Genomic DNA, 24400 nt, shown 5'->3' with positions numbered 1-24400 from the left:
AATTCGCCACTAATCGCTTAACGCACGGCCTTTGCTACCCAAGCAGCCAGCTCACGCAACTCGCTTTCCTGATCTGGATACTCCGCAAGCAGCGCTTCACAAGTCTGCTGTAAAATATCGGCGCGATACTGGCAGCCCTGTAGTCGTTCTGCCAGTACTTCCAGCGGCGCAGGATTGAGGCTATCGGTGTAGACTTGGGTGCGGGTAATCACGCCTTTTTCGACGTCAAAATGAAGCTCTACGCCGCCCCATGTGAAACGTTCGTCCAGTAAATGTGAAAAAGCAGGCGCCTGGCCAAAATTCCACTCCCAACTGCTCTGGCGGGCAAATGTTTCGGCGAAGTTCGGCAGATCCGGCGCTTTGTTTGGGGAGATGATCTCGGCTTCTACGCGTTCGCCGTAGTGGGCGAAAAAGGCTTCCGTGATGGCCTGACAGACCTGTTGATGAGTGATGCCCGGTAACAGCTCGGTCAAATTCGCTACGCGCGAGCGAACCGAAGTGATGCCTTTGGCGGCAAGTTTCTTTTTATCGGGATTGAGATAGTTTGCCAGGCGGCTGAGATCGGCATTCAACAGCAGCGTGCCGTGGTGGAATCCGCGATCTTTCGTTTCCCTATAAGCAGAGCCGGAAACTTTGCGATCGCCGTCCGGCGTTTTCACCACCAAATCGTTACGCCCGGAGGCATCAGCTTCTACGCCCAGCGAATTCAGCGCATTGAGGACGATCGCGGTGGAGATGGTTTTGTCGTATTCCGGTTTACCAGCCATAAAGGTAAAGCAGGTATTGCCTAAGTCATGGAACACCGCGCCGCCACCGCTGCTGCGCCTGGCGAGCCGCACGTTGTCTTCTTCCATGCGGCGTGTATTACATTCTTTCCACGGGTTTTGCGCCCGGCCAATTACCACCGTATCGGCGTTACGCCACAAGAACAGAACGCGCTGCGTGGCGGGCATCTGGCGAAAAATGCACTCTTCGACCGCGAGGTTAAACCACGGATCGTAAGAGTCTGAGATAAGCAGGCGTAGTGTTGTCATGGTTGATTTCCCTTCTGTTTTACAGTTTTTACAGCTTTTACTCTATCTTCTCGTTGTCTTCTTCCTGCACCGGTTTGTTGGCAGTGAGAAGGAAAGGCGATTGCTGCCAGCGGGTACGCTTACCTTGCAATAAGGTGCGGGTCAGCACTACACCGATTGCTAGTGACAGTAGCAGCATCAGGCGTAAGATGTTGGTGGTGTTATCCACCTGCTTGGCTTCAGTGGCAAGAGTGTGGGTATCCAGCGTCAGTCGCAGATAGCCCAGCGGACCATTTTTTCCCTGAATGGGTTCGACGATCTGCTGGTTAAAATAGCCCCCGGCTTTTTTGCCGTCGAGCGCCAGACGATCACGAACATTGACGCTCTCACCGGTGCGCGTAATCAGGTCTCCCTGTTCGTCGTACACGCCTGCGTCCAGAATACGGCTACTCTCCGTCAACTGCGTGAGCACCGCCTTAATACGCTTTTCATCCGGCGTTTCAGTACGCATCAGCGGGGCGACGTTCAGCGAGACCTGACGGGCTAGCGTGCGGGCCAGCTCTTCGAGCTGCGGATTACGCTGCTGCTGGTGGCTTTGACTAAACCAGGAAGCCCCCTGCATCAGCGCGACGAGCAGCGCAAGGCAGGACAATACAATCACTGCACGATGAAGTCGGAATTTCAGTTTTGTGCGAGCCATATTCCACCTGCTGAAAATTTGAGACTTAATGTTGCCAGAAGCGCTGGTTACAGGGTAGCCTCATGCGTTATTTTCCCCTGATGATTCCGACCCGAACGATTTTACAGGAGCTTTAATGCCTAACATTACCTGGTGCGATCTACCTGAAGATGTCTCTCTGTGGCCAGGTCTGCCCCTCTCTTTAAGCGGTGATGAAGTGATGCCGCTGGATTACCACGCGGGCCGCAGTGGCTGGCTGCTGTACGGTCGTGGGCTGGATAAACAACGGTTAACGCAATACCAGAGTAAACTGGGCGCAGCGATGGTGATCGTGGCGGCGTGGTGCGTTGAGGATTATCAGGTAATTCGTCTGGCGGGCTCGTTAACGCCGCGTGCGGCAAAACTGGCGCATGACGCCAAACTGGATGTTGCGCCGCTGGGTAAAATTCCGCATCTGCGCACGCCGGGTTTGCTGGTGATGGACATGGATTCAACGGCTATCCAGATCGAATGCATTGATGAAATTGCTAAACTGGCCGGAACCGGCGAGATGGTTGCCGAAGTCACCGAACGCGCAATGCGCGGCGAGCTGGACTTTACCGCCAGCCTGCGCAGCCGCGTGGCGACGCTGAAGGGCGCTGATGCCAATATTCTGCACCAGGTGCGCGAAACATTGCCGCTAATGCCAGGCCTGACTCAACTGGTGTTAAAACTGGAAACGCTTGGCTGGAAAGTGGCTATCGCTTCCGGCGGGTTTACTTTCTTTGCCGATTATCTGCGTAACAAGCTGCGCCTGACGGCAGCTGTGGCGAATGAGCTGGAGATCATGGACGGTAAATTTACTGGCAACGTGATCGGCGATATCGTCGATGCGCAGTACAAAGCCAGTACTCTGACCCGCCTGGCGCAAGAATATGAGATCCCGCTGGCGCAGACGGTGGCGATCGGCGACGGTGCCAACGATCTGCCGATGATCAAAACGGCCGGGCTGGGCATTGCGTATCATGCGAAACCCAAAGTGAATGAAAAGACGGAGATTACTATCCGTCACGCTGACCTGATGGGCGTGTTCTGCATTCTCTCTGGCAGTATGAATCAGAAATAATGAGGTAAAACGTGGCAAAAGCTCCTAAACGCGCCTTTGTTTGTAATGAATGCGGGGCCGATTACCCGCGCTGGCAGGGGCAATGCAGCGCCTGTCAGGCCTGGAATACCATTACCGAGGTGCGCCTTGCCGCATCGCCAACGGTGGCGCGCAACGAGCGACTCAGCGGCTACGCCGGAAATGCGGGCGTTGCAAAAGTGCAGAAGCTCTCTGACATCAGCCTTGAGGAACTGCCGCGTTTTTCTACCGGATTTAAAGAGTTTGACCGCGTGCTCGGCGGTGGTGTGGTGCCCGGCAGCGCCATACTGATTGGCGGTAACCCTGGCGCGGGCAAATCAACGCTGCTGTTGCAAACGCTGTGCAGGCTCGCCGAGCAGATGAAAACCCTGTACGTCACCGGCGAAGAGTCGCTGCAACAGGTGGCGATGCGCGCGCATCGGCTTGGCCTGCCGACGGCGAACCTGAACATGCTGTCGGAAACCAGTATCGAACAAATTTGCCTGATTGCTGAAGAAGAACAGCCGAAGCTGATGGTGATCGACTCCATTCAGGTGATGCACATGGCGGATATTCAGTCTTCGCCGGGCAGCGTGGCGCAGGTGCGTGAAACCGCTGCTTACCTGACGCGCTTTGCTAAAACGCGCGGCGTGGCGATTGTGATGGTCGGCCACGTCACCAAAGATGGCTCGCTGGCCGGGCCGAAGGTACTGGAGCACTGTATTGACTGCTCGGTGTTGCTCGACGGCGACGCCGATTCCCGCTTCCGTACACTGCGTAGCCATAAAAACCGCTTTGGCGCGGTGAATGAGCTGGGCGTCTTTGCCATGACGGAACAGGGTCTGCGTGAAGTCAGCAACCCTTCTGCAATTTTCTTAAGCCGTGGCGATGAAGTCACTTCCGGTAGTTCGGTGATGGTAGTCTGGGAAGGCACGCGCCCGCTGCTGGTCGAGATTCAGGCGCTGGTCGATCACTCAATGATGGCGAACCCGCGTCGCGTGGCGGTCGGTCTGGAACAGAACCGTCTGGCGATTCTACTGGCGGTGCTGCATCGTCACGGTGGCTTGCAGATGGCGGATCAGGACGTGTTCGTTAACGTAGTCGGCGGCGTAAAAGTCACCGAAACCAGCGCCGACCTGGCGTTGCTGCTGGCAATGGTCTCCAGCCTGCGTGACAGGCCACTGCCACAGGACTTAGTGGTCTTTGGCGAAGTGGGGTTGGCAGGCGAAATCCGTCCGGTACCCAGCGGGCAGGAGCGTATTTCGGAAGCGGCGAAACACGGTTTTCGCCGAGCGATTGTTCCTGCCGCTAACGTACCGAAAAAAGTACCGGAAGGGATGCAGGTCTTTGGCGTTAAGAAGCTTGCGGATGCGTTAAGCGTGTTTGACGACCTATAATCAAATACCCGTACGTACTGAATTTGTAGGCCTGATAAGCGATGCGCCATCAGGCAGTGTTACGCGATTTTTCCAGCAGGAGGCTCTTGTGTCATTTGATTATCTGAAAACCGCCATTAAGAAAAAGGGTTGTACCCTGCAACAGGTGGCAGATGCCAGTGGCATGACCAAGGGATATCTAAGCCAGCTTCTGAATGCCAAAATTAAAAGCCCCAGCGCGCAAAAGCTGGAGGCGTTGCACCGTTTTCTCGGACTGGAGTTTCCGCGCCAGCAGAAAAATATCGGTGTGGTATTTGGTAAGTTTTATCCGCTGCATACCGGCCATATCTACCTTATCCAGCGCGCCTGTAGTCAGGTTGATGAACTGCATATCATCATGGGCTATGACGACACGCGCGATCGCAGTCTGTTTGAAGACAGTGCCATGTCGCAACAGCCTACGGTGCCCGATCGTCTACGCTGGCTGCTGCAAACCTTTAAGTATCAGAAAAATATCCGTATTCATGCCTTCAACGAAGAGGGCATGGAGCCGTATCCACACGGTTGGGACGTGTGGAGCAACGGGATCAAAACGTTTATGCAGGAGAAAGGGATCCAGCCAAACTGGATTTACACCTCTGAAGAATCAGATGCCCCGCAGTATCTCGAACATCTGGGGATCGAAACCGTGCTGGTGGATCCCAAGCGGACGTTTATGAGCATCAGCGGCGGGCAAATCCGTGAAAACCCGTTTCGCTACTGGGAGTATATTCCGACCGAAGTGAAGCCATTTTTCGTGCGCACCGTGGCGATCCTCGGCGGGGAGTCGAGCGGTAAATCGACGCTGGTGAACAAGCTCGCCAACATCTTTAACACCACCAGTGCGTGGGAATATGGGCGTGATTACGTCTTCTCCCATTTGGGCGGCGATGAGATGGCGTTACAGTATTCTGATTACGATAAAATCGCACTGGGACAAGCGCAATACATTGATTTTGCTGTTAAGTACGCCAATAAAGTGGCGTTCATCGACACCGATTTCGTGACTACTCAGGCTTTCTGCAAAAAGTATGAAGGGCGTGAACACCCGTTTGTGCAAGCGCTGATTGACGAGTATCGCTTCGACCTGGTTATCCTGCTGGAAAACAACACCCCGTGGGTAGCGGATGGCTTGCGCAGCCTTGGAAGTTCGGTTGACAGAAAAGCGTTTCAGACGCTGCTGGTCGAGATGTTGCAGGAAAACAATATCAATTTTGTGCACGTTCAGGAGCCTGACTACGACGGCCGCTTCCTGCGCTGCGTGGAGCTGGTGAAAGAGTTGATGGGCGAGCAGAGGTAGGTTTTAATGCCGGATGCGCTGCGCTTATCCGGCCTACAAGTCGCACTAACCTCGTAGGCCGGATGTGGCATGAGGCCGCCATCCGGCACTTAACGCTAATTACTTAGAAATACGCTTGTACTTAATACGCTTCGGCTCCAGCGCATCGGCGCCCAGCGTGCGTTTCTTGTACTCTTCGTATTCGGTAAAGTTACCTTCGAAGAACTCAACCTTACCCTCATCCTGATAATCCAGGATGTGGGTCGCGATACGGTCAAGGAACCAACGGTCGTGCGAGATAACCATCGCGCAACCCGGGAACTCCAGCAGGGCGTTTTCCAGCGCGCGCAGGGTTTCGATATCCAGGTCGTTGGTTGGTTCATCGAGCAGCAGCATGTTGCCGCCAACCTGCAGCAGCTTCGCCAGGTGCAGACGGCCACGCTCACCGCCGGACAGCTCGCCGACGCGTTTACCCTGATCCACACCTTTGAAGTTAAAGCGGCCCACATAGGCACGGCTTGGCATTTCGGTGTTGCCGATCTTCATGATATCCAGCCCGCCGGAAACTTCTTCCCACACGGTTTTGCTGTTATCCATTGCGTCACGGAACTGGTCAACGGAGGCCAGCTTCACGGTTTCGCCCAGCGTGATGGTGCCGCTGTCAGGCTGTTCCTGACCGGACATCATACGGAACAGGGTTGATTTACCCGCGCCGTTCGGACCGATGATGCCGACAATAGCGCCTTTCGGTACCGAGAAGCTCAGATCGTCGATCAGCACGCGATCGCCGTAAGATTTACGCAGATTAGTGACTTCAACGACTTTATCGCCGAGACGTGGTCCAGGTGGGATAAACAGTTCGTTGGTTTCGTTACGTTTCTGGTATTCGGTGTTATTCAGCTCTTCAAAGCGTGCCAGACGGGCTTTGCCCTTAGACTGACGGCCTTTCGCGCCCTGACGCACCCACTCCAGCTCTTTCTCGATAGATTTACGACGAGCGGCTTCCTGAGAGGCTTCCTGGGCCAGACGTTGATCTTTCTGCTCCAGCCAGGAAGAGTAGTTACCTTCCCATGGAATACCTTCACCACGGTCCAGCTCCAGGATCCAGCCGGCAACGTTGTCGAGGAAGTAACGGTCGTGGGTAATTGCCACTACGGTACCTTCGAAGTCGTGCAGGAAGCGTTCCAGCCACGCGACGGATTCGGCGTCCAGGTGGTTAGTCGGTTCGTCGAGCAGCAGCATGTCTGGTTTTTCCAGCAGCAGGCGGCACAGCGCGACGCGGCGGCGTTCACCACCGGAAAGATTTTCAATTTTGGCATCCCAGTCCGGCAGACGCAGAGCGTCAGCGGCACGCTCAAGCTGCACGTTCAGGTTATGACCGTCGTGCGCCTGAATGATCTCTTCAAACTTGCCCTGTTGCGCGGCCAGCTTATCGAAGTCAGCGTCCGGTTCGGCGTACTTGGCGTACACTTCATCCAGACCTTTCAGCGCGTTAACCACTTCGGCAACCGCTTCTTCCACGGATTCACGAACGGTATGTTCCGGGTTCAGTTTTGGTTCCTGCGGCAGGTAACCGATTTTAATGCCTGGCTGCGGGCGAGCTTCACCTTCAATTTCGGTATCAATACCAGCCATGATGCGCAGCAGGGTAGATTTACCCGCGCCGTTCAGACCGAGAACACCGATTTTGGCGCCAGGGAAGAAGCTCAGTGAGATGTTTTTAAGAATATGACGTTTCGGCGGAACGACCTTGCCGACACGATGCATGGTATAAACGAATTGGGCCACGTTGGACTCGCCTCTATGTTTATCCCGTCATACTTCAAGCCGCAGATGCGTTGGCTGTGTCGTTCACCCCAGTCACGTACTTTTGTACGCTCAGGGGATTCACTTCCTCGCCGCCTTGCTGCAACTTGAATTATTTAGGGCTAATTATTGGTAAATAGTTATCAAAGGCGAAGTGTAGCCTTTTTCATTGTCCAATCCCAGCCAGCAGATCCCACTCGCAACAAAAGTAAAAAAGTGTCCGTGACGTGGCGCATTCTGCAATGTCTGGTTAGCATGAATGAATTAAGCGGCATGATGCTGCACAGACGTAACATGAGAAGAGGAAGAGCTTGTGGACAAAGCCAAACAATTTACCTGGCGCCTGCTGGCTGCCAGCGTATGTCTGCTGACGGTCAGTCAAGTAGCGCGAGCGGATTCCCTGGATGAGCAGCGCAATCGCTATGTGCAAATTAAGCAGGCCTGGGATAACCGACAGATGGATGTCGTAGAGCAGATGATGCCTGGCCTGAAGAACTATCCTCTGTATCCTTATCTGGAATATCGCCAGATCACTGACGATCTGATGAATCAGCCCACCATTACCGTCACCAATTTTGTACGCGCCAACCCGACGCTGCCCCCGGCGCGTACTCTGCAATCTCGTTTCGTGAATGAACTGGCGCGCCGCGAAGACTGGCGTGGGCTGCTGGCGTTCAGTCCGGAAAAACCGGGCACCACCGAAGCGCAATGTAACTATTACTTCGCGAAATGGAGTACCGGGCAAACCGAAGAGGCCTGGCAAGGGGCGAAAGAACTGTGGCTGAGCGGAAAAAGTCAGCCGAACGCCTGTGACAAATTATTCGGCGTATGGCGTGCCTCAGGCACTCAGGATCCGCTGGCGTATCTGGAACGTATTCGTCTGGCGATGAAAGCCGGGAATACCGGACTGGTCACGGCGTTGGCCGGACAGATGCCCGCGCAATACCAAACCATTGCTTCAGCGATCATCGCGCTGGCCAACGATCCGAATTCGGTAATGACCTTTGCTCGCACCACCGGCGCAACGGATTTCACCCGACAGATGGCGGCGGTCGCCTTTGCCAGCGTGGCGCGTCAGGATGTGGAGAATGCCCGCCTGATGATCCCTTCCCTGGTGCAGGCGCAACAGCTTAATGACGAGCAAACCCAGGAGCTGCGCGACATTGTCGCCTGGCGTCTGATGGGCAATGACGTTACCGACGAGCAGGCCAAATGGCGTGATGATGCGATTATGCGCTCCAACTCCACCTCGCTTGTGGAGCGCCGGGTGCGTATGGCGCTGGGAACCGGCGATCGTCGTGGCCTGAATACCTGGCTGGCGCGTCTGCCAATGGAAGCCAAAGAAAAAGATGAGTGGCGCTACTGGCAAGCGGATCTGCTGCTGGAGCGCGGACGCGATGCGGAAGCCAAAGAGATCCTGCACCAACTCATGCAGCAGCGCGGTTTCTATCCGATGGTGGCGGCACAGCGCCTGGGCGAAGAGTACGAGCTGAAAGTGGATAAAGCACCAGCGAACGTTGATTCTGCGCTGACTCAGGGCCCGGAAATGGCACGCGTCCGCGAGCTAATGTACTGGAACATGGATAATACTGCGCGCAGTGAATGGGCGAATCTGGTCACCAGCCGTACCAAGTCCGAGCAGGCTCAGTTGGCGCGTTACGCGTTCAATAATCACTGGTGGGATCTAAGCGTTCAGGCGACGATCGCCGGAAAGCTGTGGGATCATTTGGAAGAGCGCTTCCCATTGGCCTATAAAGATCTTTTTACCCGTTACACCAGCGGCAAGGATATTCAGCCAAGCTATGCGATGGCGATAGCGCGTCAGGAAAGCGCCTGGAACCCGAAAGTGAAATCACCGGTTGGCGCAAGCGGGCTGATGCAGATTATGCCGGGTACGGCGACGCATACGGTGAAAATGTTCTCGATTCCAGGTTACAGCAGTCCGAGCCAGCTATTGGATCCTGATACCAACATCAACATCGGAACCAGCTATTTGCAGTACGTGTATCAGCAATTTGGCAATAACCGCATCTTTGCGTCAGCAGCCTATAACGCCGGTCCGGGACGCGTTCGCACCTGGCTTGGCAATAGCGCTGGCCGCATTGATGCCGTCGCGTTTGTCGAGAGCATTCCATTCTCAGAGACGCGTGGTTATGTGAAGAACGTGCTGGCTTACGATGCGTACTATCGCTATTTCCTCGGTGATAAACCGGAGTTGATGAGCGACGCAGAATGGCAACGTCGTTACTGATCGTGTCGATTGTGTTATGCTATCGTACTCGTTAAAGAGTACAAAAGGGGGAGGCAAGCACGCTTCCCCCGCAACGATGGCGATATCTTATGACTCAGCAATCACCCTATTCAGCAGAGATGGCAGAACAACGTCACCAGGAGTGGTTACGTTTTGTCGATCTGCTTAAACACGCCTACGAACAAGATTTACACCTGCCACTGCTCAATTTGATGTTAACGCCGGATGAGCGTGAAGCGTTGGGAACGCGTGTGCGTATCATTGAAGAGCTGCTGCGCGGTGAGATGAGCCAGCGTGAGCTTAAAAACGAGCTCGGGGCGGGGATTGCTACTATTACGCGAGGGTCGAACAGCCTCAAATCCGCGCCGGTGGATCTGCGTCAGTGGCTGGAACAGGTGTTGCTCGGGAAAAATTGATCCGCCGGATGTGGCTTTGCCTTATCCGGCCTACGATTGAACATCCGGCACAATGCTATAAATACACCGCGTTATGAAACGGGCTGAGCGCCAGAATCACCGCCTGATGGTAGACGCTCGAGCGCGTCAGCTTACCCGCGGTAAAGACGCCGATTGCGCCCTCTTTACGGCCAATCTCATCAATACCTGTATAGTCCGACATCACCGGGCCGAGTGCTTCACCTTTGCGGACTCTGTCGAGAATGACAGCAGGCAATGGCAGCGTGGCTGAACGGGCTTCACCGCGCTGGATGCCGTTATCAATCACCACCCAACTGAAGGTGGCATCGTCGTCAATTCCTGCTTCAATGGCGACCCAGAAATCAGCCTGTGGGTGCTGGCGGCGAGCGTTATCAACGCGATTTCGTGCGCCAGTGCGCGTTTCCTGGTTTCCGAAAGGTTGTTCCGGCACGCCACTCTCGACGGCGACGGGTTCAATATGGCAGGATCCTTCCCCGAAAATCTCTTCAAATGCCCGCAGAATTGCCTGAATTTTGGCAGGATTGGTGGTCGCAGAGATAACCTTGTGCATAATTAAGCTCAGTTTGAAAATTCATCGCAGAGTCTACTCAAAGTATGACGAGTATATAACGGAAAAAAAGCATGTTACAGGTATACCTTGTTCGCCATGGCGAAACGCAGTGGAACGCCGAGCGACGTATTCAAGGCCAGTCAGACAGCCCACTAACCGCTAAAGGTGAACAGCAAGCCATGCAGGTGGGTGAACGCGCTCGCTCGTTTGGTATTACGCATGTCATCAGTAGCGATCTTGGTCGTACACGACGCACTGCAGAAATCATCGCCCAGGCCTGTGGCTGTGATATCACCTATGACTCCCGTCTGCGCGAGCTAAATATGGGTGTGCTGGAAAAACGTCACATCGATACGCTGACGCCGGAGGAAGAGGGCTGGCGTCGCCAGTTGGTGAACGGTACGGTGGATGGTCGTATCCCGGAAGGGGAATCGATGCAGGAATTGAGCGATCGCGTCAACGCAGCGCTGGCATCCTGTCTGGAATTGCCGCCGGGAAGTCGTCCGCTGCTGGTCAGTCACGGTATCGCGCTGGGTTGCCTGGTGAGTACAATTCTTGGATTACCGGCATGGGCTGAACGTCGCTTGCGTCTGCGCAACTGTTCTATTTCTCGCGTTGATTACCAGGAAAGCTTATGGCTGGCGCCGGGATGGGTCGTTGAAACGGCAGGGGACATCTCACATCTGGACGCCCCTGCGTTGGATGAACTACAGCGCTAGCGGCGAATCGGAATCAGGAATTCGCAGCGCAGGTTGATCGGGCGATCCCCCGCTTTGGCATCTTCTGCCGGGTAGTATCGCTCGATATCCTGTCCTTTACGGCGCGTCAGGTTCAGCATTGGCATGCATGTGCCGTAAACCGTCAGGATAAACTCTTGCACGCCGGTTCCCAGCCCTTCGTAGGTAAACATCACGTACTCGCCACCCTGTAACAGGATAGGCTGCGCCGACGGCACATAGCCATTGGCCTGTTCCGGCGTCAGTGCAGTGGTGTAAAACACTTCCTGCTCGTCATCTTTTTCAATGCTCGGACGCGTTTCGTTAAGCCCGTACAGCACCGGTGGGATCGCAGGAGCCTGACTGAGGAAGTCGCGCCAGAACTGAATACGCATTTCATGACGGAAATCTGAAATCTGTTCCAGCGAGCAGGAATAGCTTTGCGTGGTGCCGAGTAGTTGCGTATCTTCCAGGGTGACAAACTCGTGCGCAGGCATCGCAAATTCACCCAGGCGCATTGGCGGGCGAATACCAAACGCACTCCATTCCGGGGAGCGACGATACAGCGCAGGCGTTTGGGAAAACTGTTTCTTGAACGCGCGAGTAAAGGTTTGTTGAGAGTCGAAGCGATATTGCAGCGCAATATCCAAAATTGGGCGCGCAGTCAGGCGCAGCGCCACTGCAGATTTCGATAAACGACGGGCGCGGATATAGGCGCCAATAGCATGGCCCGTCACGTCCTTAAACATTCTCTGCAGGTGCCACTTGGAATAGCCCGCTTTTGCCGCCACATTGTCAAGCGACAAAGGCTGATCCAGATGACCTTCCAGCCAGATTAATAGGTCGCGAATAATGCCAGCCTGATCCATAAAATATCCTCATCCTTTCAACAACGAGTACCTGACGTCAGGTATGAGGATAATAGCATTTTTTGCTGTTTTAGCATTCAGTGTTTTTTTTGCTCATAAATGCTTTTTTCGGACATACGAAAGCGTGATTATTGTAATCCTGTGATCTGTATACGTTTTATCTTAGAATGTCGAATAATTGCACAGAGTAACTTTTAAAAATGGTAACAATATGAAATATAAGAGCTTAGTCATTTCCTCAATTCTGCTGATGTTGGCGCAGGTTGCCCATGCGGAGCAGATTGGATCTGTCGATACGGTGTTCAAAATGTTCGGCCCGGATCATAAAATTGTGGTCGAAGCGTTTGACGATCCGGATGTTACCAACGTGACCTGCTACGTGAGTCGGGCGAAGACTGGCGGCATCAAAGGTGGTCTGGGGCTGGCGGAAGATACCTCCGATGCCGCCATTTCCTGCCAGCAGGTTGGGCCGGTAGAACTGAGCGACAGAATCAAGAACGGTAAAGCTCAGGGCGAAGTGGTATTTAAAAAACGTACCTCGCTGGTGTTTAAATCTTTACAGGTCGTGCGTTTTTACGATGCGAAACGTAATGCGCTGGCCTATCTGGCTTATTCAGATAAAGTCGTCGATGGATCGCCCAAAAATGCCATTAGCGCGGTACCCATCATGCCGTGGCGGCAATAACAAGGAAGCACAATGCAACAGCCGTTGATCTGGTTGGTTGAGGATGAGCAGGGAATCGCTGATACGCTTATCTACATGCTGCAGCAAGAGGGGTTTAGCGTAGAGGCGTTTGAGCGCGGATTTCCCGTGCTGGAGAAGTCTCGCCAGCAATGCCCTGATGCCATCATTCTGGATGTCGGGCTACCGGATATAAGCGGTTTTGAACTGTGCCGACGTTTACTTGAACGCCACCCGGCGTTGCCGATCCTGTTTCTGACCGCACGCAGCGATGAAGTGGATCGCCTGTTGGGGCTGGAAATTGGCGCGGATGATTATGTTGCCAAGCCTTTCTCGCCGCGTGAAGTGTGCGCTCGTGTGCGTACGCTGCTGCGGCGGGTGCAAAAATTCTCCACGCCTTCATTGACAACGCGCTGTGGGGATTTTGAACTTAATGAGCTGGCCGCGCAGATCACCTGGTTCGGCATGCCGTTGAACCTGACGCGCTATGAATTCCTGCTGCTGAAAACACTGCTGATGTCGCCGGGACGTATTTACTCCCGCCAACAACTGATGGATTTAGTCTGGGCCGATGCGCAGGATACCTTTGACAGAACGGTCGATACCCACATCAAAACGCTGCGCGCCAAGCTGAGGGCCATCAACCCCGAGCTTTCCCCCATCAATACGCATCGCGGTATGGGATACAGCCTGAGGAGCGCCTGATGCGCATTGGCATGCGTTTGCTGCTCGGCTATTTTCTGATTGTTGCCGTCGCTGCCTAGTTCGTTCTGTCTATCTTTGTGCAGGAAATTAAGCCAGGCGTCCGTCGAGCGACTGAAGGCACATTGATTGATACCGCCACGCTGCTGGCTGCGCTGGCGCGTGATGACTTACTCTCTGACACCCCCGCCAACGGCAAGCTGGCGCAGGCCTTTTCGCAACTGCATAACCGCCCATTCCGCGCCAATATCAGCGGCATTAACAAAGTACGTAATGAATACCATGTCTACATGACGGACGCACAGGGCAAGGTGGTGTTTGATTCAGCTAATCAGGCCGTCGGTCAGGACTACTCCCGCTGGAACGACGTGTGGTTAACGTTACGTGGGCAGTATGGCGCTCGTAGTACGCCGCAAAATCCGGACGACCCGGAAAGCTCGGTGATGTACGTTGCCGCGCCGATTGTAGACGGTAGTCGTATTATCGGTGTGCTCAGTGTCGGCAAACCAAATGCAGCGATGGCGCCGGTGATTAAACGCAGTGAACGGCGAATGCTGTGGGCCAGCGCCGTATTGCTGGGTATTGCCCTGGTGATTGGCTTCGGGATGGTATGGTGGATAAACCGCTCCATTGCCCGGCTGGCGCGTTATGCCGATTCCGTTACTGAGAATCGCCCCGTCCCACTGCCTGATTTAGGCAGTAGCGAGTTACGCAAACTGGCGCAGGCGCTGGAAAGTATGCGTCTGAAGCTCGAAGGCAAGAACTACATTGAGCAGTATGTCTACGCGTTAACGCATGAGCTGAAAAGCCCGCTGGCGGCCATTCGTGGCGCGGCAGAGATACTGCGCGAAGGTCCGCCGCCAAACGTGGTAGCGCGCTTTACCGATAATATTCTGACGCAAAATGCGCGCATGCAGGCGCTGGTTGAAACCTTGTTACGTCAGGCGCGACTGGAGAATCGGCAGGACATTACGTTGACGCCAGTGGCGGTAGATGCGCTGTTTGCTCAGCTTAAAGAGGCGCGTAGCGTGCAGCTGGCGGCAAAAAACATCACGCTGACCATTCTGCCTTCATCGCTTAGCGTCGCAGCCGATCCCGCGTTACTGGAGCAGGCATTGGGAAATTTACTCGACAACGCTATCGACTTTACGCCACAGGACGGGACGATTGTGCTGAGTGCACATCAGCACGAGGATCGGGTCACGTTGCAGGTTACCGACCGCGGTAGCGGGATCCCTGACTTTGCGTTGCCGCGTATTTTTGAGCGCTTCTACTCGCTGCCCCGCGAGAATGGACACAAGAGCAGCGGTTTGGGGCTGGCGTTTGTCAGTGAAGTTGCACGACTGCATGAAGGCGCGGTGACATTATCTAACCGACCAGAGGGCGGTGCACAAGCTTCGTTTACGCTTCACCGTCACTTCACATAACTTCAAATTCTCCGCACATAGCTGTTCTACCTTGCTGATATTGCAAAGGAGAACGCTATGTTGAAATCACCCCTGTTCTGGAAAATCGTCACTCTGGGTGGCGCCATGCTGCTGCTGTTAATTCCCCTGACAATGGTCAGGCAGATAATCGTAGAGCGATCGGATTATCGCAATGACGTTGAAGATGCAATCCGCCAGAGCACCAGCGGACCGCAAAAGATGGTCGGCCCGTTGATAGCCATTCCGGTGACAGAGCTTTATACCTCGCTGGAGGATGGCAAAGAGATCCAGCGTAAGCGAAGCTATATCCATTTCTGGCTGCCGGAGTCGTTGGTGGTTGAGGGGAGTCAGAACGTTGAAGCGCGTAAAATCGGTATTTATGAGGGCCAGGTCTGGCACAACGATATCTCGGTGAAGGCCGAGTTTAACGCTGAACGTTTGCGTGATTTAAACCATCCCAACGTCAGCGTCGGCAAACCGTTTATCGTGGTTGGCGTGGGGGATGCGCGCGGGATTGGTGTGGTGCAAGCGCCGCAGGTCAATGGAACGTCGCTGGCGGTTGAGCCGGGGACGGGGTTGGATGGACGTGCGCAGGGGATCCACATTCCGTTACCCGACGCGAGCTGGGCGGAGCAAAACCTGAGCATGACGCTGTCGCTGAATTTGAGCGGAACAGGAGATTTCTCCGTTGTTCCGGTTGGCCGTAACAGTGAAATGACCTTAACCAGCAATTGGTCGCATCCCAACTTTCTTGGGGATTTTCTTCCGGCTAAGCGCGAAATCAGTAAGTCTGGATTCAATGCCCAGTGGCAAAGCAGTTGGTTTGCCAATAACCTCGGCGAACGCTTTGATGGCGAAAAGATTGGCTGGGAGGGAATGCCTGCATTTAGCGTCGCTGTCGCCACGCCTGCGGATCAATACCAACTGACGGACAGGGCGACAAAATATGCCATTTTGCTGATTGTGCTGACCTTTATGTCTTTCTTTGTTCTTGAAAGCATGACCAGCCTTCGACTGCACCCGATGCAGTACCTGCTGGTGGGATTATCGCTGGTGATGTTTTATCTGTTGCTGCTGGCGTTGTCAGAACATATTGGTTTTACCGCCGCGTGGATTACGGCGAGTCTGGTGGGGGCGTTGATGAACGGTGTGTATCTGCAGGCGATATTACAGGGTTGGCTTAAGAGTATTTTGTTCACCGTAGCGCTGCTGGGGCTGGATGGTGTGATGTGGGTGTTGCTCCGTTCACAGGACAGCTCTTTACTGCTGGGAACCGGCGTGCTGTTGGTCGCGTTGTGTGGCGTGATGTTCCTGACGCGTCATCTTGACTGGCACTCGCTGGCACAGCCAAAACCAAAGCCGACAGAAATTCCGGAGTCTCAGCCTGCGCAGAGTGACGAGTTTCGCTTATGGAAATAGGGTTGTGGTGAAATGAAAAACGGCGCATATTGCGCCGTTTTTTTACCTGTGAGGATCGAATTAATCCTGCAGGTCGCCGCAGAAACGGTAGCCTTCACCGTGAATGGTGGCGATAATTTCTGGCGTATCCGGCGTTGATTCGAAATGTTTACGAATGCGGCGGATAGTCACGTCAACGGTACGGTCATGCGGCTTCAGTTCGCGACCGGTCATTTTTTTCAGCAGTTCTGCGCGAGACTGGATTTTGCCCGGATTCTCACAGAAGTGAAGCATGGCGCGGAATTCGCTGCGTGGCAGTTTATACTGCTCGCCATCAGGACCAATCAGAGAGCGGCTGTTGATGTCCAGCTCCCAGCCATTGAACTTGTAGCTCTCGACGCTACGGCGTTCTTCGCTGACGGTACCCAGGTTCATGGTACGCGACAGCAGGTTACGAGCACGGATAGTCAGTTCGCGCGGGTTAAACGGCTTGGTGATGTAATCGTCTGCGCCGATTTCGAGGCCGAGAATTTTATCGACTTCGTTATCACGGCCCGTCAGGAACATCAGCGCAACGTTAGCTTGTTCGCGGAGTTCGCGCGCTAACAGGAGGCCATTTTTCCCAGGCAGATTGATATCCATAATCACAAGGTTGATGTCATATTCAGAGAGAATCTGATGCATTTCCGCGCCATCTGTCGCTTCGAATACATCATAGCCTTCTGCTTCGAAAATGCTTTTCAACGTGTTGCGTGTTACTAACTCGTCTTCAACGATAAGAATGTGCGGGGTCTGCATGTTTGCTACCTAAATTGCCAACTAAATCGAAACAGGAAGTACAAAAGTCCCTGACCTGCCTGATGCATGCCGTAAATTAACATGATCGGCGTAACATGACTAAAGTACGTAATTGCGTTCTTGATGCACTTTCCATCAACGTCAACAACATCATTAGCTTGGTCGTGGGTAGTTTCCCTCTGGACCCGACAGTGTCAAAAACGGCTGTCATCCTAACCATTTTAACAGCAACATAACAGGCTAAGACATGCCGGACACCCAATAAAACTACGCTTCGTTGACATATATCAAGTTCAATTGTAGCACGTTAACAGTTTGATGAAATCAACGTATCCAAATGTTTGCTTTCATCACAAAATTGCAATATTACAACTAGTTGCACGCGCTAATTAATAAATGTAATGAATCCAACCAATGCGATCCATTTTAAATTAAATTATCATGGATAAACAGAAGGATATGCAACTTTTGTTAACATAAAGGGCAATAGTTCAGCCTGGAAATAGTTTAGCATTTTTTACCGGATGCGAAATGCTTTTTCAGTGATTTCTGTTAAAAATATGTAAATTCGCGCTGCGTAATATGTTGATGCACGTCACATTATTACCTGCACATAGGCTAAAAGAGTATCGAAATGCGTTTAACAATTATTCTGGTTGCCCCCGCCAGAGCGGAAAATATTGGTGCGGCAGCCCGTGCGATGAAGACCATGGGATTCACCCAGTTGCGGATCGTTGACAGCGAGGCCCACCTGGAACCTGCCACGCGATGGGTTGCGCATGGCTCGGGTGATATTATTGATAATATTAACGTTTTTCCAACGTTAGCCGAGGCGCTTCACGACGTGGATTTTACCGTCGCGACCACGGCGCGCAGCCGCGCGAAGTTTCATTATTACGCTACGCCGGTCGAACTGGTTCCCCTGTTGCAGGAAAAATCAACGTGGATGGATCACGCCGCGCTGGTTTTTGGTCGTGAAGATTCGGGGCTGACCAACGAAGAATTGGCTCTGGCGGATGTCCTCACCGGGGTACCGATGGTGGCTGACTATCCATCACTCAATTTGGGGCAGGCGGTGATGGTGTATTGCTATCAATTAGCAGGTTTAATACAACAACCGGCCAGAAACATTGAGATGACGGATGAGCATCAGCTACAGGCATTGCGCGAACGTGTTTTGCGTTTATTAGCCACGCTGAACGTTTCTGACGACATTAAGTTGACGGACTGGCTGCAACAGCGAATGGGTCTGTTAGAGCAGCGAGACACGGCAATGTTGCACCGTTTTTTACATGATATAGAAAAAAATCTAACAAAATAAAGTTTTGATCAATGTTTGTTGTGCAGTGTTTTGCTCTGGTTTCAAGTGGGCGAGACATGCTGTATTGGTTGAAAGTAAAAGGGCAAGCAGTCGCTCATGAACAAGTTTCGGAATGTGATCAATTTAAAAATTTATTGACTTAGGTCAGCAGATACTTTAACCCTAAAAGAATACAAGACAGACAGATAATAATTACAGAGCACACAACATCATGAAACGCATCAGCATCACTATTACCACAACCATCACCATTACCACAGGTAACGGTGCGGGCTGACGCGTACAGGAAACACAAGAAAAAGCCCGCACCTAAACAGTGCGGGCTTTTTTTTCGACCAAAGGCAATGAGGTAAACCATGCGAGTGTTGAAGTTCGGCGGTACATCAGTGGCAAATGCAGAGCGCTTTCTGCGGGTTGCCGATATTCTGGAAAGCAATGCCAGACAGGGGCAGGTCGCGACCGTGCTCTCTGCCCCCGCAAAAATTACCAACCATCTGGTGGCGATGATTGAGAAGACCATCGGTGGTCAGGATGCTTTAGCCAATATCAGCGACGCCGAACGTATTTTCTCTGAGCTATTGGTGGGTTTGGCCGCCGCGCAGCCGGGTTTTCCGCTGGCCCAGCTCAAAGCCTTTGTTGAACAAGAGTTTGCCCAGATTAAACACGTCCTGCATGGCATCAGCCTGTTGGGACAGTGCCCGGACAGCATCAATGCCGCGCTTATCTGCCGTGGCGAAAAAATGTCGATCGCCATCATGGCAGGCCTGCTGGAAGCGCGCGGGCACAACGTGACGGTCATCGATCCGGTGGAGAAATTGCTGGCAGTCGGCCATTACCTCGAATCTACCGTTGATATCGCCGAATCTACGCGCCGCATTGCCGCCAGCCGTATTCCTGCGGACCACATGATTTTGATGGCCGGATTTACCGCCGGGAATGAGAAAGGTGAGTTAGTGGTGCTGGGGCGTAATGGCTCCGACTACTCTGCCGCCGTACTGGCCGCCTGTTTGCGCGCTGATTGTTGTGAGATCTGGACCGATGTTGACGGCGTATATACTTGCGATCCGCGCCAGGTACCCGACGCCCGACTGCTGAAGTCGATGTCTTATCAGGAAGCGATGGAGCTTTCTTACTTCGGCGCCAAAGTGCTGCACCCGCGCACCATTACCCCTATTGCCCAGTTCCAGATCCCTTGCCTGATTAAAAATACCGGCAATCCACAAGCGCCTGGCACGTTGATTGGCGCCAGCAGTGATGACGACGATTTGCCGGTAAAAGGTATTTCTAATCTCAATAACATGGCGATGTTTAGCGTTTCCGGCCCAGGAATGAAAGGCATGGTGGGTATGGCGGCACGCGTTTTTGCCGCAATGTCGCGTGCGGGCATCTCGGTAGTGCTGATCACCCAATCCTCTTCCGAATATAGCATCAGCTTCTGCGTCCCGCAGGGCGACTGCGCACGTGCGCAACGCGCCATGCAGGATGAATTCTACCTCGAACTGAAAGAAGGCCTGCTGGAGCCGCTGGCGGTGACTGAGCGTCTGGCTATCATCTCTGTTGTTGGCGATGGTATGCGTACTCTGCGTGGCATTTCGGCGAAATTCTTTGCCGCATTGGCTCGCGCGAACATCAATATCGTGGCGATCGCCCAGGGGTCGTCTGAGCGTTCTATTTCGGTGGTGGTGAACAACGACGACGCGACCACCGGCGTTCGCGTGACCCATCAAATGCTGTTCAACACCGACCAGGTGATTGAAGTGTTTGTGATTGGCGTAGGCGGCGTGGGCGGTGCGCTACTGGAGCAGCTTAAACGTCAGCAAACCTGGCTCAAAAAGAAGCATATCGATCTTCGCGTGTGTGGCGTGGCGAATTCGAAGGCTCTGCTGACCAACGTCCATGGTTTGAATCTGGAAAACTGGCAGGCGGAGCTGGAAAGCGCGAAAGAGCCATTCAACCTTGGGCGCTTAATTCGCCTGGTGAAAGAATATCATCTGCTTAATCCGGTGATTGTCGACTGTACGTCAAGCCAGGCGGTGGCGGATCAGTATGCTGATTTCCTGCGCGAAGGCTTCCATGTGGTTACGCCGAACAAAAAGGCCAACACCTCGTCGATGGATTACTACCATCAGCTGCGTTTTGCCGCCGCGAAGTCCCGGCGTAAATTCCTCTACGACACCAACGTGGGCGCAGGCTTGCCGGTAATTGAAAACCTGCAAAACCTGCTCAGCGCAGGTGATGAATTGCAGCGTTTCTCCGGTATTCTTTCCGGCTCGCTGTCGTTTATTTTCGGCAAGCTGGATGAAGGCATGAGCTTCTCGCAAGCCACCACCATGGCACGTGAGATGGGCTATACCGAGCCCGATCCGCGTGACGATCTTTCCGGCATGGATGTGGCACGTAAGCTGCTGATCCTCGCCCGTGAGACCGGTCGTGAGCTGGAGCTTTCAGACGTGGTCATTGAGCCAGTTCTGCCAAACGAGTTTGATGATTCTGGTGATGTATCCGCGTTTATGGCGAAATTGCCGCAGTTGGATGACGTCTTTGCCGCGCGCGTGGCGAAAGCCCGTGATGAGGGAAAAGTATTGCGTTATGTTGGCAATATCGAAGAGGACGGCGTTTGTCGCGTGAAAATTGATGCAGTAGACGGCAACGATCCGTTGTTTAAAGTGAAAAACGGTGAGAACGCGCTGGCATTCTATAGCCACTACTATCAGCCGTTACCGTTGGTTCTGCGCGGATATGGCGCGGGTAACGACGTGACGGCAGCGGGCGTCTTTGCTGACCTGCTACGCACCCTTTCATGGAAGTTAGGAGTCTGACATGGTGAGAGTTTATGCCCCGGCTTCCAGTGCCAATATGAGCGTCGGGTTTGATGTGCTCGGTGCGGCGGTAACTCCGGTGGACGGTTCGCTGTTGGGCGATGTGGTGTCCGTTGAGGCGGCTGATCAGTTCAGCCTGAACAACCTTGGGCGCTTTGCCAACAAGCTGCCGTCAGAGCCGCGCGAAAATATTGTCTATCAGTGTTGGGAGCGATTCTGCCAGGAGCTGGGTAAAACGGTTCCGGTGGCGATGACGCTGGAAAAAAATATGCCGATTGGCTCCGGGTTAGGCTCCAGTGCCTGTTCCGTCGTGGCGGCGTTAGTCGCTATGAACGAACACTGCGGTAAGCCGCTCAACGATACGCGCCTGTTGGCGATAATGGGCGAGCTGGAAGGGCGTATCTCCGGCAGTATTCATTACGATAACGTTGCCCCGTGCTTTTTGGGCGGTATGCAGTTAATGATTGAAGAAAACGGCATTATTAGCCAGCAGGTGCCAGGCTTTGATGAGTGGCTATGGGTACTGGCGTATCCGGGGATTAAAGTGTCCACGGCAGAAGCGCGGGCGATTCTACCTGCGCAGTATCGCCGTCAGGACTGTATCGCCCACGGGCGACATCTGGCTGGATTTATCCATGCCTGCTATTCCCGTCAGCCTGGGCTTGCCGCGAAGCTGATGAAGGACGTCATTGCTGAGCCGTATCGTACCCGCTTGCTGCCTGGCTTTAGTCAGGCGCGTCAGGCGGTAACAGAAATTGGCGCGCTGGCCAGCGGGATCTCCGGGTCAGGGCCGACGCAGTTCGCCTTGTGCGATAAGCCGGATACGGCGCAGCGCGTAGCAGATTGGCTGAGTAAAAATTACCTGCAAAATCAGGAAGGTTTTGTTCATATTTGCCGGCTGGACACGGCGGGCGCACGGGTACTGGGATAATCAATGAAACTGTATAATCTGAAAGATCATAACGAGCAGGTCAGCTTTGCGCAGGCCGTCACGCAAGGGCTTGGCAAGAATCAGGGATTGTTTTTTCCGCACGATCTACCGGAATTCAATCTGACAGAAGTGGATGAGATGCTGAACCAGGACTTCGTTAGCCGCAGCGCGAAGATCCTGTCCGCATTTATTGGTGATGAGATCCCTCAGGAAATTCTGGAAAAACGCGTGCGTGCTGCATTTGCTTTTCCGGCACCGGTTGCTCAGGTTGCTGCAGATATCGGCTGTCTGGAACTGTTCCACGGCCCTACGCTTGCATTTAAAGACTTTGGCGGGCGCTTTATGGCGCAAATGCTGACGCACATCAGCGGCGAGAAGCCGGTAACCATTCTGACGGCGACCTCAGGTGATACTGGCGCGGCGGTTGCACATGCCTTTTATGGCCTGAAAAATGTGCGCGTGGTGATCCTCTACCCGAACGGCAAGATCAGCCCATTACAGGAAAAACTGTTCTGTACGCTGGGCGGTAACATTGAAACTGTAGCGATTGATGGCGATTTTGATGCCTGCCAGGCGCTGGTGAAACAGGCGTTTGATGACGAAGAGCTGAAGGTGGCTCTGGGACTGAACTCGGCTAATTCAATTAACATCAGCCGTCTGCTGGCGCAAATCTGTTACTACTTTGAGGCTGTGGCTCAGCTACCGCAAGAGGCGCGGAATCAGCTGGTGATTTCTGTTCCCAGCGGTAACTTTGGCGATCTGACCGCTGGGCTGCTGGCGAAATCACTGGGCTTGCCGGTGAAGCGTTTTATCGCCGCGACTAACGTTAACGATACGGTTCCGCGTTTTCTTGCTGAAGGTGAGTGGGCGCCGAAAGCGACTCAGGCGACGTTATCGAATGCGATGGATGTCAGCCAGCCGAACAACTGGCCGCGCGTGGAAGAACTGTTCCGCCGTAAAATCTGGCGTCTGAATGAGCTGGGTTATGCCGCCGTTGATGATGCCACGACTCAGGACACCATGCGTGAGTTACATGAGATAGGCTACACCTCAGAACCGCATGCGGCGGTGGCTTACCGTGCGCTGCGTGACCAACTGAACCCTGGCGAGTACGGCCTGTTCCTTGGTACTGCGCATCCGGCGAAGTTTAAAGAAAGCGTTGAAGAGATTCTTGATCTGACGCTGGCGTTGCCAAAAGAGCTGGCGGAACGCGCGGACTTGCCGCTGCTTTCTCATCACCTGCCTGCTGATTTTGCGCAACTGCGTAAGCTGATGATGACCCGCGGGTAATGGTTGTGCCCGCTGGCGCTTTGCTTAGCGGGCCTACAAAACCTGTAGGCCGGATAAGGCGTTAGCCGTCATCCGGCATGTAAATTATTGCTCGTGGCGTTTAAACACCAGTTCGCCGTTTCCTGACGCTTCTTCATCAAAGAAATAGCCTTCGCTGTTAAATGCGGTCAGCTGTTCCGGCTGCGTTAAGCGGTTCTCAATGATGTAGCGGCTCATCAGGCCGCGCGCTTTCTTGGCATAAAAGCTGATGACTTTGAACTTGCCGTTTTTCTCGTCGAGGAAGACTGGTTTAATCAGCTCGGCATTGAGCTTTTTCGGCTTCACGGATTTAAAATACTCATCCGAAGCGAGATTAATCACCACGCTGTCGCCTTGTGCTTCAAGTGCTTCATTAAGTTTATCGGTGATGATATCTCCCCAGAACTGGTAGAGATCTTTACCCTTCGCATTGGCCAAACGAATGCCCATCTCCAGACGATAAGGCTGCATCAAATCCAGTGGACGTAGAACGCCGTACAGTCCGGACAACATCCGTAAATGCTGCTGAGCGAAGTCGAAATCCGCCTCGCTGAAGGTTTCAGCCTGCAGCCCGGTATACACGTCGCCCTTAAATGCCAGAATGGCCTGGCGCGCATTGTCCGGCGTGAAGTCAGGCTGCCAGTCATGGAAACGCGTGGCATTCAAATCCGCCAGTTTGTCGCTAATTCCCATCAGCTTGCCAATCTGCGGCGCAGAGAGCTGGCGCGCCACATGGATAAGCTGCTGAGAGTGATCCAGCAGTTCGGGTAGCGTATGGCGTGTTGTTGCCAGCGGACTTTGGTAGTCGAGCGTTTTTGCAGGTGAAATCAGAATCAGCATATCCAGTCCTTGCAGGAAATTTACTGCGACTTTAGCAAAAAAAACGACAGATTTGAT

At 53.5% G+C, this 24400-nt stretch carries 22 protein-coding genes, 1 pseudogene and 1 other annotated feature; of the genes and pseudogenes, 16 read left to right on the top strand and 7 right to left on the bottom strand.

Features of this window, described 5'->3' with window-relative positions:
* Nucleotides 1-17: 17 nt before the first annotated feature.
* Both lplA and OGX66_RS18380 read right to left on the bottom strand, forming a co-directional pair.
* Nucleotides 18-1034, bottom strand: a complete 1017-nt coding sequence (gene lplA, locus OGX66_RS18385; protein WP_044699053.1) for a lipoate--protein ligase — start codon at nucleotides 1032-1034, stop codon at nucleotides 18-20.
* 37 nt (nucleotides 1035-1071) lie between these two features.
* Nucleotides 1072-1713 (bottom strand): YtjB family periplasmic protein, encoded by a 642-nt coding sequence (locus OGX66_RS18380; RefSeq protein ID WP_003837287.1) that lies wholly within the window; start codon nucleotides 1711-1713, stop codon nucleotides 1072-1074.
* 115 nt (nucleotides 1714-1828) lie between these two features.
* Between OGX66_RS18380 and serB the strand changes: the two genes are divergently transcribed.
* The 3 genes from serB (at nucleotide 1829) to nadR (ending at nucleotide 5509) form a co-directional block, all read left to right on the top strand.
* Nucleotides 1829-2797, top strand: a complete 969-nt coding sequence (serB, locus tag OGX66_RS18375; RefSeq protein WP_087879168.1) for a phosphoserine phosphatase — start codon at nucleotides 1829-1831, stop codon at nucleotides 2795-2797.
* Nucleotides 2798-2808: 11 nt separating this feature from the next.
* Nucleotides 2809-4191 carry a DNA repair protein RadA gene (gene radA / locus OGX66_RS18370; RefSeq protein ID WP_001728171.1) on the top strand — a complete coding sequence of 461 codons (1383 nt, stop codon included), beginning with the start codon at nucleotides 2809-2811 and terminating at the stop codon, nucleotides 4189-4191.
* Between the two features lie 88 nt (nucleotides 4192-4279).
* On the top strand, nucleotides 4280-5509 hold the full coding sequence (gene nadR / locus OGX66_RS18365; protein WP_003019021.1) for a multifunctional transcriptional regulator/nicotinamide-nucleotide adenylyltransferase/ribosylnicotinamide kinase NadR: 1230 nt from the start codon (nucleotides 4280-4282) through the stop codon (nucleotides 5507-5509).
* Nucleotides 5510-5608: 99 nt separating this feature from the next.
* Here nadR and ettA read toward each other — a convergent pair whose 3' ends face one another.
* Nucleotides 5609-7276 (bottom strand): energy-dependent translational throttle protein EttA, encoded by a 1668-nt coding sequence (gene ettA, locus OGX66_RS18360; protein WP_003845630.1) that lies wholly within the window; start codon nucleotides 7274-7276, stop codon nucleotides 5609-5611.
* 331 nt (nucleotides 7277-7607) lie between these two features.
* Between ettA and sltY the strand changes: the two genes are divergently transcribed.
* A complete protein-coding gene (gene sltY, locus OGX66_RS18355; RefSeq protein WP_270924659.1) occupies nucleotides 7608-9545 on the top strand; it encodes a murein transglycosylase in 1938 nt (645 codons plus the stop codon).
* A gap of 89 nt (nucleotides 9546-9634) precedes the next feature.
* Entirely contained in the window at nucleotides 9635-9961 is a 327-nt protein-coding gene (trpR, locus tag OGX66_RS18350; protein ID WP_003837292.1) for a trp operon repressor, read from the top strand.
* Nucleotides 9962-10016: 55 nt separating this feature from the next.
* On the opposite strand, the gene yjjX is transcribed toward trpR, so the two are convergent.
* Nucleotides 10017-10532 (bottom strand): inosine/xanthosine triphosphatase, encoded by a 516-nt coding sequence (gene yjjX / locus OGX66_RS18345; protein WP_003837294.1) that lies wholly within the window; start codon nucleotides 10530-10532, stop codon nucleotides 10017-10019.
* Between the two features lie 71 nt (nucleotides 10533-10603).
* Between yjjX and gpmB the strand changes: the two genes are divergently transcribed.
* A complete protein-coding gene (gene gpmB / locus OGX66_RS18340; protein ID WP_003019006.1) occupies nucleotides 10604-11251 on the top strand; it encodes a 2,3-diphosphoglycerate-dependent phosphoglycerate mutase GpmB in 648 nt (215 codons plus the stop codon).
* On the opposite strand, the gene robA is transcribed toward gpmB, so the two are convergent.
* Nucleotides 11248-12117, bottom strand: coding sequence for an MDR efflux pump AcrAB transcriptional activator RobA (gene robA / locus OGX66_RS18335; protein ID WP_003837295.1), 870 nt, complete (start codon nucleotides 12115-12117; stop codon nucleotides 11248-11250). The two genes, gpmB and robA, sit on opposite strands and share 4 nt — an antisense overlap.
* A gap of 211 nt (nucleotides 12118-12328) precedes the next feature.
* Between robA and creA the strand changes: the two genes are divergently transcribed.
* The 4 genes and pseudogenes from creA to creD all read left to right on the top strand — a co-directional run bounded on the left by creA (nucleotide 12329) and on the right by creD (nucleotide 16347).
* Complete coding sequence (creA, locus tag OGX66_RS18330) at nucleotides 12329-12802, top strand: protein CreA (protein ID WP_003018998.1); 474 nt, start codon at nucleotides 12329-12331, stop codon at nucleotides 12800-12802.
* A 12-nt stretch (nucleotides 12803-12814) separates the two neighbouring features.
* Complete coding sequence (gene creB / locus OGX66_RS18325) at nucleotides 12815-13504, top strand: two-component system response regulator CreB (protein WP_003845635.1); 690 nt, start codon at nucleotides 12815-12817, stop codon at nucleotides 13502-13504.
* Nucleotides 13504-14928, top strand: a pseudogene (gene creC / locus OGX66_RS18320) (two-component system sensor histidine kinase CreC). Before creB ends, creC begins: the two are co-directional and overlap by 1 nt.
* 57 nt (nucleotides 14929-14985) lie before the next feature.
* Entirely contained in the window at nucleotides 14986-16347 is a 1362-nt protein-coding gene (gene creD, locus OGX66_RS18315; protein ID WP_032937489.1) for a cell envelope integrity protein CreD, read from the top strand.
* A 60-nt stretch (nucleotides 16348-16407) separates the two neighbouring features.
* On the opposite strand, the gene arcA is transcribed toward creD, so the two are convergent.
* Complete coding sequence (gene arcA, locus OGX66_RS18310) at nucleotides 16408-17124, bottom strand: two-component system response regulator ArcA (RefSeq protein WP_001194359.1); 717 nt, start codon at nucleotides 17122-17124, stop codon at nucleotides 16408-16410.
* 95 nt (nucleotides 17125-17219) lie between these two features.
* Between arcA and yjjY the strand changes: the two genes are divergently transcribed.
* From yjjY to thrC, 6 genes are all read left to right on the top strand, one after another.
* The gene (gene yjjY, locus OGX66_RS18305; RefSeq protein WP_042998021.1) at nucleotides 17220-17360 is read left to right on the top strand and encodes a YjjY family protein; all 141 of its coding nucleotides are present in this window, start codon (nucleotides 17220-17222) and stop codon (nucleotides 17358-17360) included.
* A gap of 398 nt (nucleotides 17361-17758) precedes the next feature.
* A complete protein-coding gene (locus OGX66_RS18300; protein ID WP_003018988.1) occupies nucleotides 17759-18445 on the top strand; it encodes a tRNA/rRNA methyltransferase in 687 nt (228 codons plus the stop codon).
* A 206-nt stretch (nucleotides 18446-18651) separates the two neighbouring features.
* Nucleotides 18652-18778: a sequence feature (Thr leader region), on the top strand.
* Complete coding sequence (gene thrL, locus OGX66_RS18295; RefSeq protein WP_032337689.1) at nucleotides 18657-18722, top strand: thr operon leader peptide; 66 nt, start codon at nucleotides 18657-18659, stop codon at nucleotides 18720-18722. Its footprint overlaps the feature before it by 66 nt.
* 23 nt (nucleotides 18779-18801) lie before the next feature.
* A complete protein-coding gene (thrA, locus tag OGX66_RS18290; protein WP_088902761.1) occupies nucleotides 18802-21264 on the top strand; it encodes a bifunctional aspartate kinase/homoserine dehydrogenase I in 2463 nt (820 codons plus the stop codon).
* A 1-nt stretch (nucleotide 21265) separates the two neighbouring features.
* A complete protein-coding gene (thrB, locus tag OGX66_RS18285; protein ID WP_270925275.1) occupies nucleotides 21266-22195 on the top strand; it encodes a homoserine kinase in 930 nt (309 codons plus the stop codon).
* Between the two features lie 3 nt (nucleotides 22196-22198).
* Entirely contained in the window at nucleotides 22199-23485 is a 1287-nt protein-coding gene (gene thrC / locus OGX66_RS18280) for a threonine synthase (RefSeq protein ID WP_088902760.1), read from the top strand.
* A gap of 84 nt (nucleotides 23486-23569) precedes the next feature.
* On the opposite strand, the gene yaaA is transcribed toward thrC, so the two are convergent.
* Nucleotides 23570-24343 (bottom strand): peroxide stress protein YaaA, encoded by a 774-nt coding sequence (yaaA, locus tag OGX66_RS18275; protein ID WP_003018978.1) that lies wholly within the window; start codon nucleotides 24341-24343, stop codon nucleotides 23570-23572.
* Between the last annotated feature and the right edge of the window lie 57 nt (nucleotides 24344-24400).

Origin of the sequence: Citrobacter sp. Cf072, assembly GCF_030334485.1 — a bacterium.
Classification (GTDB): Bacteria; Pseudomonadota; Gammaproteobacteria; order Enterobacterales; family Enterobacteriaceae; genus Citrobacter; species Citrobacter freundii.
Note: the sequence above shows the minus strand (reverse complement) of the source record. Positions and strands in the feature narration are given on the sequence as shown.

What these genes read in the sequence shown, in the direction of transcription:
- thrB (WP_270925275.1), top strand. Translation starts at nt 21,266, where the DNA reads ATGGTGAGAGTTTATGCCCCGGCTTCCAGTGCCAATATGAGCGTCGGG.
- creB (WP_003845635.1), top strand. Translation starts at nt 12,815, where the DNA reads ATGCAACAGCCGTTGATCTGGTTGGTTGAGGATGAGCAGGGAATCGCT.
- yaaA (WP_003018978.1), bottom strand. Translation starts at nt 24,343, where the DNA reads ATGCTGATTCTGATTTCACCTGCAAAAACGCTCGACTACCAAAGTCCG.
- arcA (WP_001194359.1), bottom strand. Translation starts at nt 17,124, where the DNA reads ATGCAGACCCCGCACATTCTTATCGTTGAAGACGAGTTAGTAACACGC.
- serB (WP_087879168.1), top strand. Translation starts at nt 1,829, where the DNA reads ATGCCTAACATTACCTGGTGCGATCTACCTGAAGATGTCTCTCTGTGG.
- creD (WP_032937489.1), top strand. Translation starts at nt 14,986, where the DNA reads ATGTTGAAATCACCCCTGTTCTGGAAAATCGTCACTCTGGGTGGCGCC.
- thrC (WP_088902760.1), top strand. Translation starts at nt 22,199, where the DNA reads ATGAAACTGTATAATCTGAAAGATCATAACGAGCAGGTCAGCTTTGCG.
- lplA (WP_044699053.1), bottom strand. Translation starts at nt 1,034, where the DNA reads ATGACAACACTACGCCTGCTTATCTCAGACTCTTACGATCCGTGGTTT.
- yjjX (WP_003837294.1), bottom strand. Translation starts at nt 10,532, where the DNA reads ATGCACAAGGTTATCTCTGCGACCACCAATCCTGCCAAAATTCAGGCA.
- robA (WP_003837295.1), bottom strand. Translation starts at nt 12,117, where the DNA reads ATGGATCAGGCTGGCATTATTCGCGACCTATTAATCTGGCTGGAAGGT.
- OGX66_RS18380 (WP_003837287.1), bottom strand. Translation starts at nt 1,713, where the DNA reads ATGGCTCGCACAAAACTGAAATTCCGACTTCATCGTGCAGTGATTGTA.
- trpR (WP_003837292.1), top strand. Translation starts at nt 9,635, where the DNA reads ATGACTCAGCAATCACCCTATTCAGCAGAGATGGCAGAACAACGTCAC.
- thrA (WP_088902761.1), top strand. Translation starts at nt 18,802, where the DNA reads ATGCGAGTGTTGAAGTTCGGCGGTACATCAGTGGCAAATGCAGAGCGC.
- OGX66_RS18300 (WP_003018988.1), top strand. Translation starts at nt 17,759, where the DNA reads ATGCGTTTAACAATTATTCTGGTTGCCCCCGCCAGAGCGGAAAATATT.
- gpmB (WP_003019006.1), top strand. Translation starts at nt 10,604, where the DNA reads ATGTTACAGGTATACCTTGTTCGCCATGGCGAAACGCAGTGGAACGCC.
- creA (WP_003018998.1), top strand. Translation starts at nt 12,329, where the DNA reads ATGAAATATAAGAGCTTAGTCATTTCCTCAATTCTGCTGATGTTGGCG.
- yjjY (WP_042998021.1), top strand. Translation starts at nt 17,220, where the DNA reads ATGACTAAAGTACGTAATTGCGTTCTTGATGCACTTTCCATCAACGTC.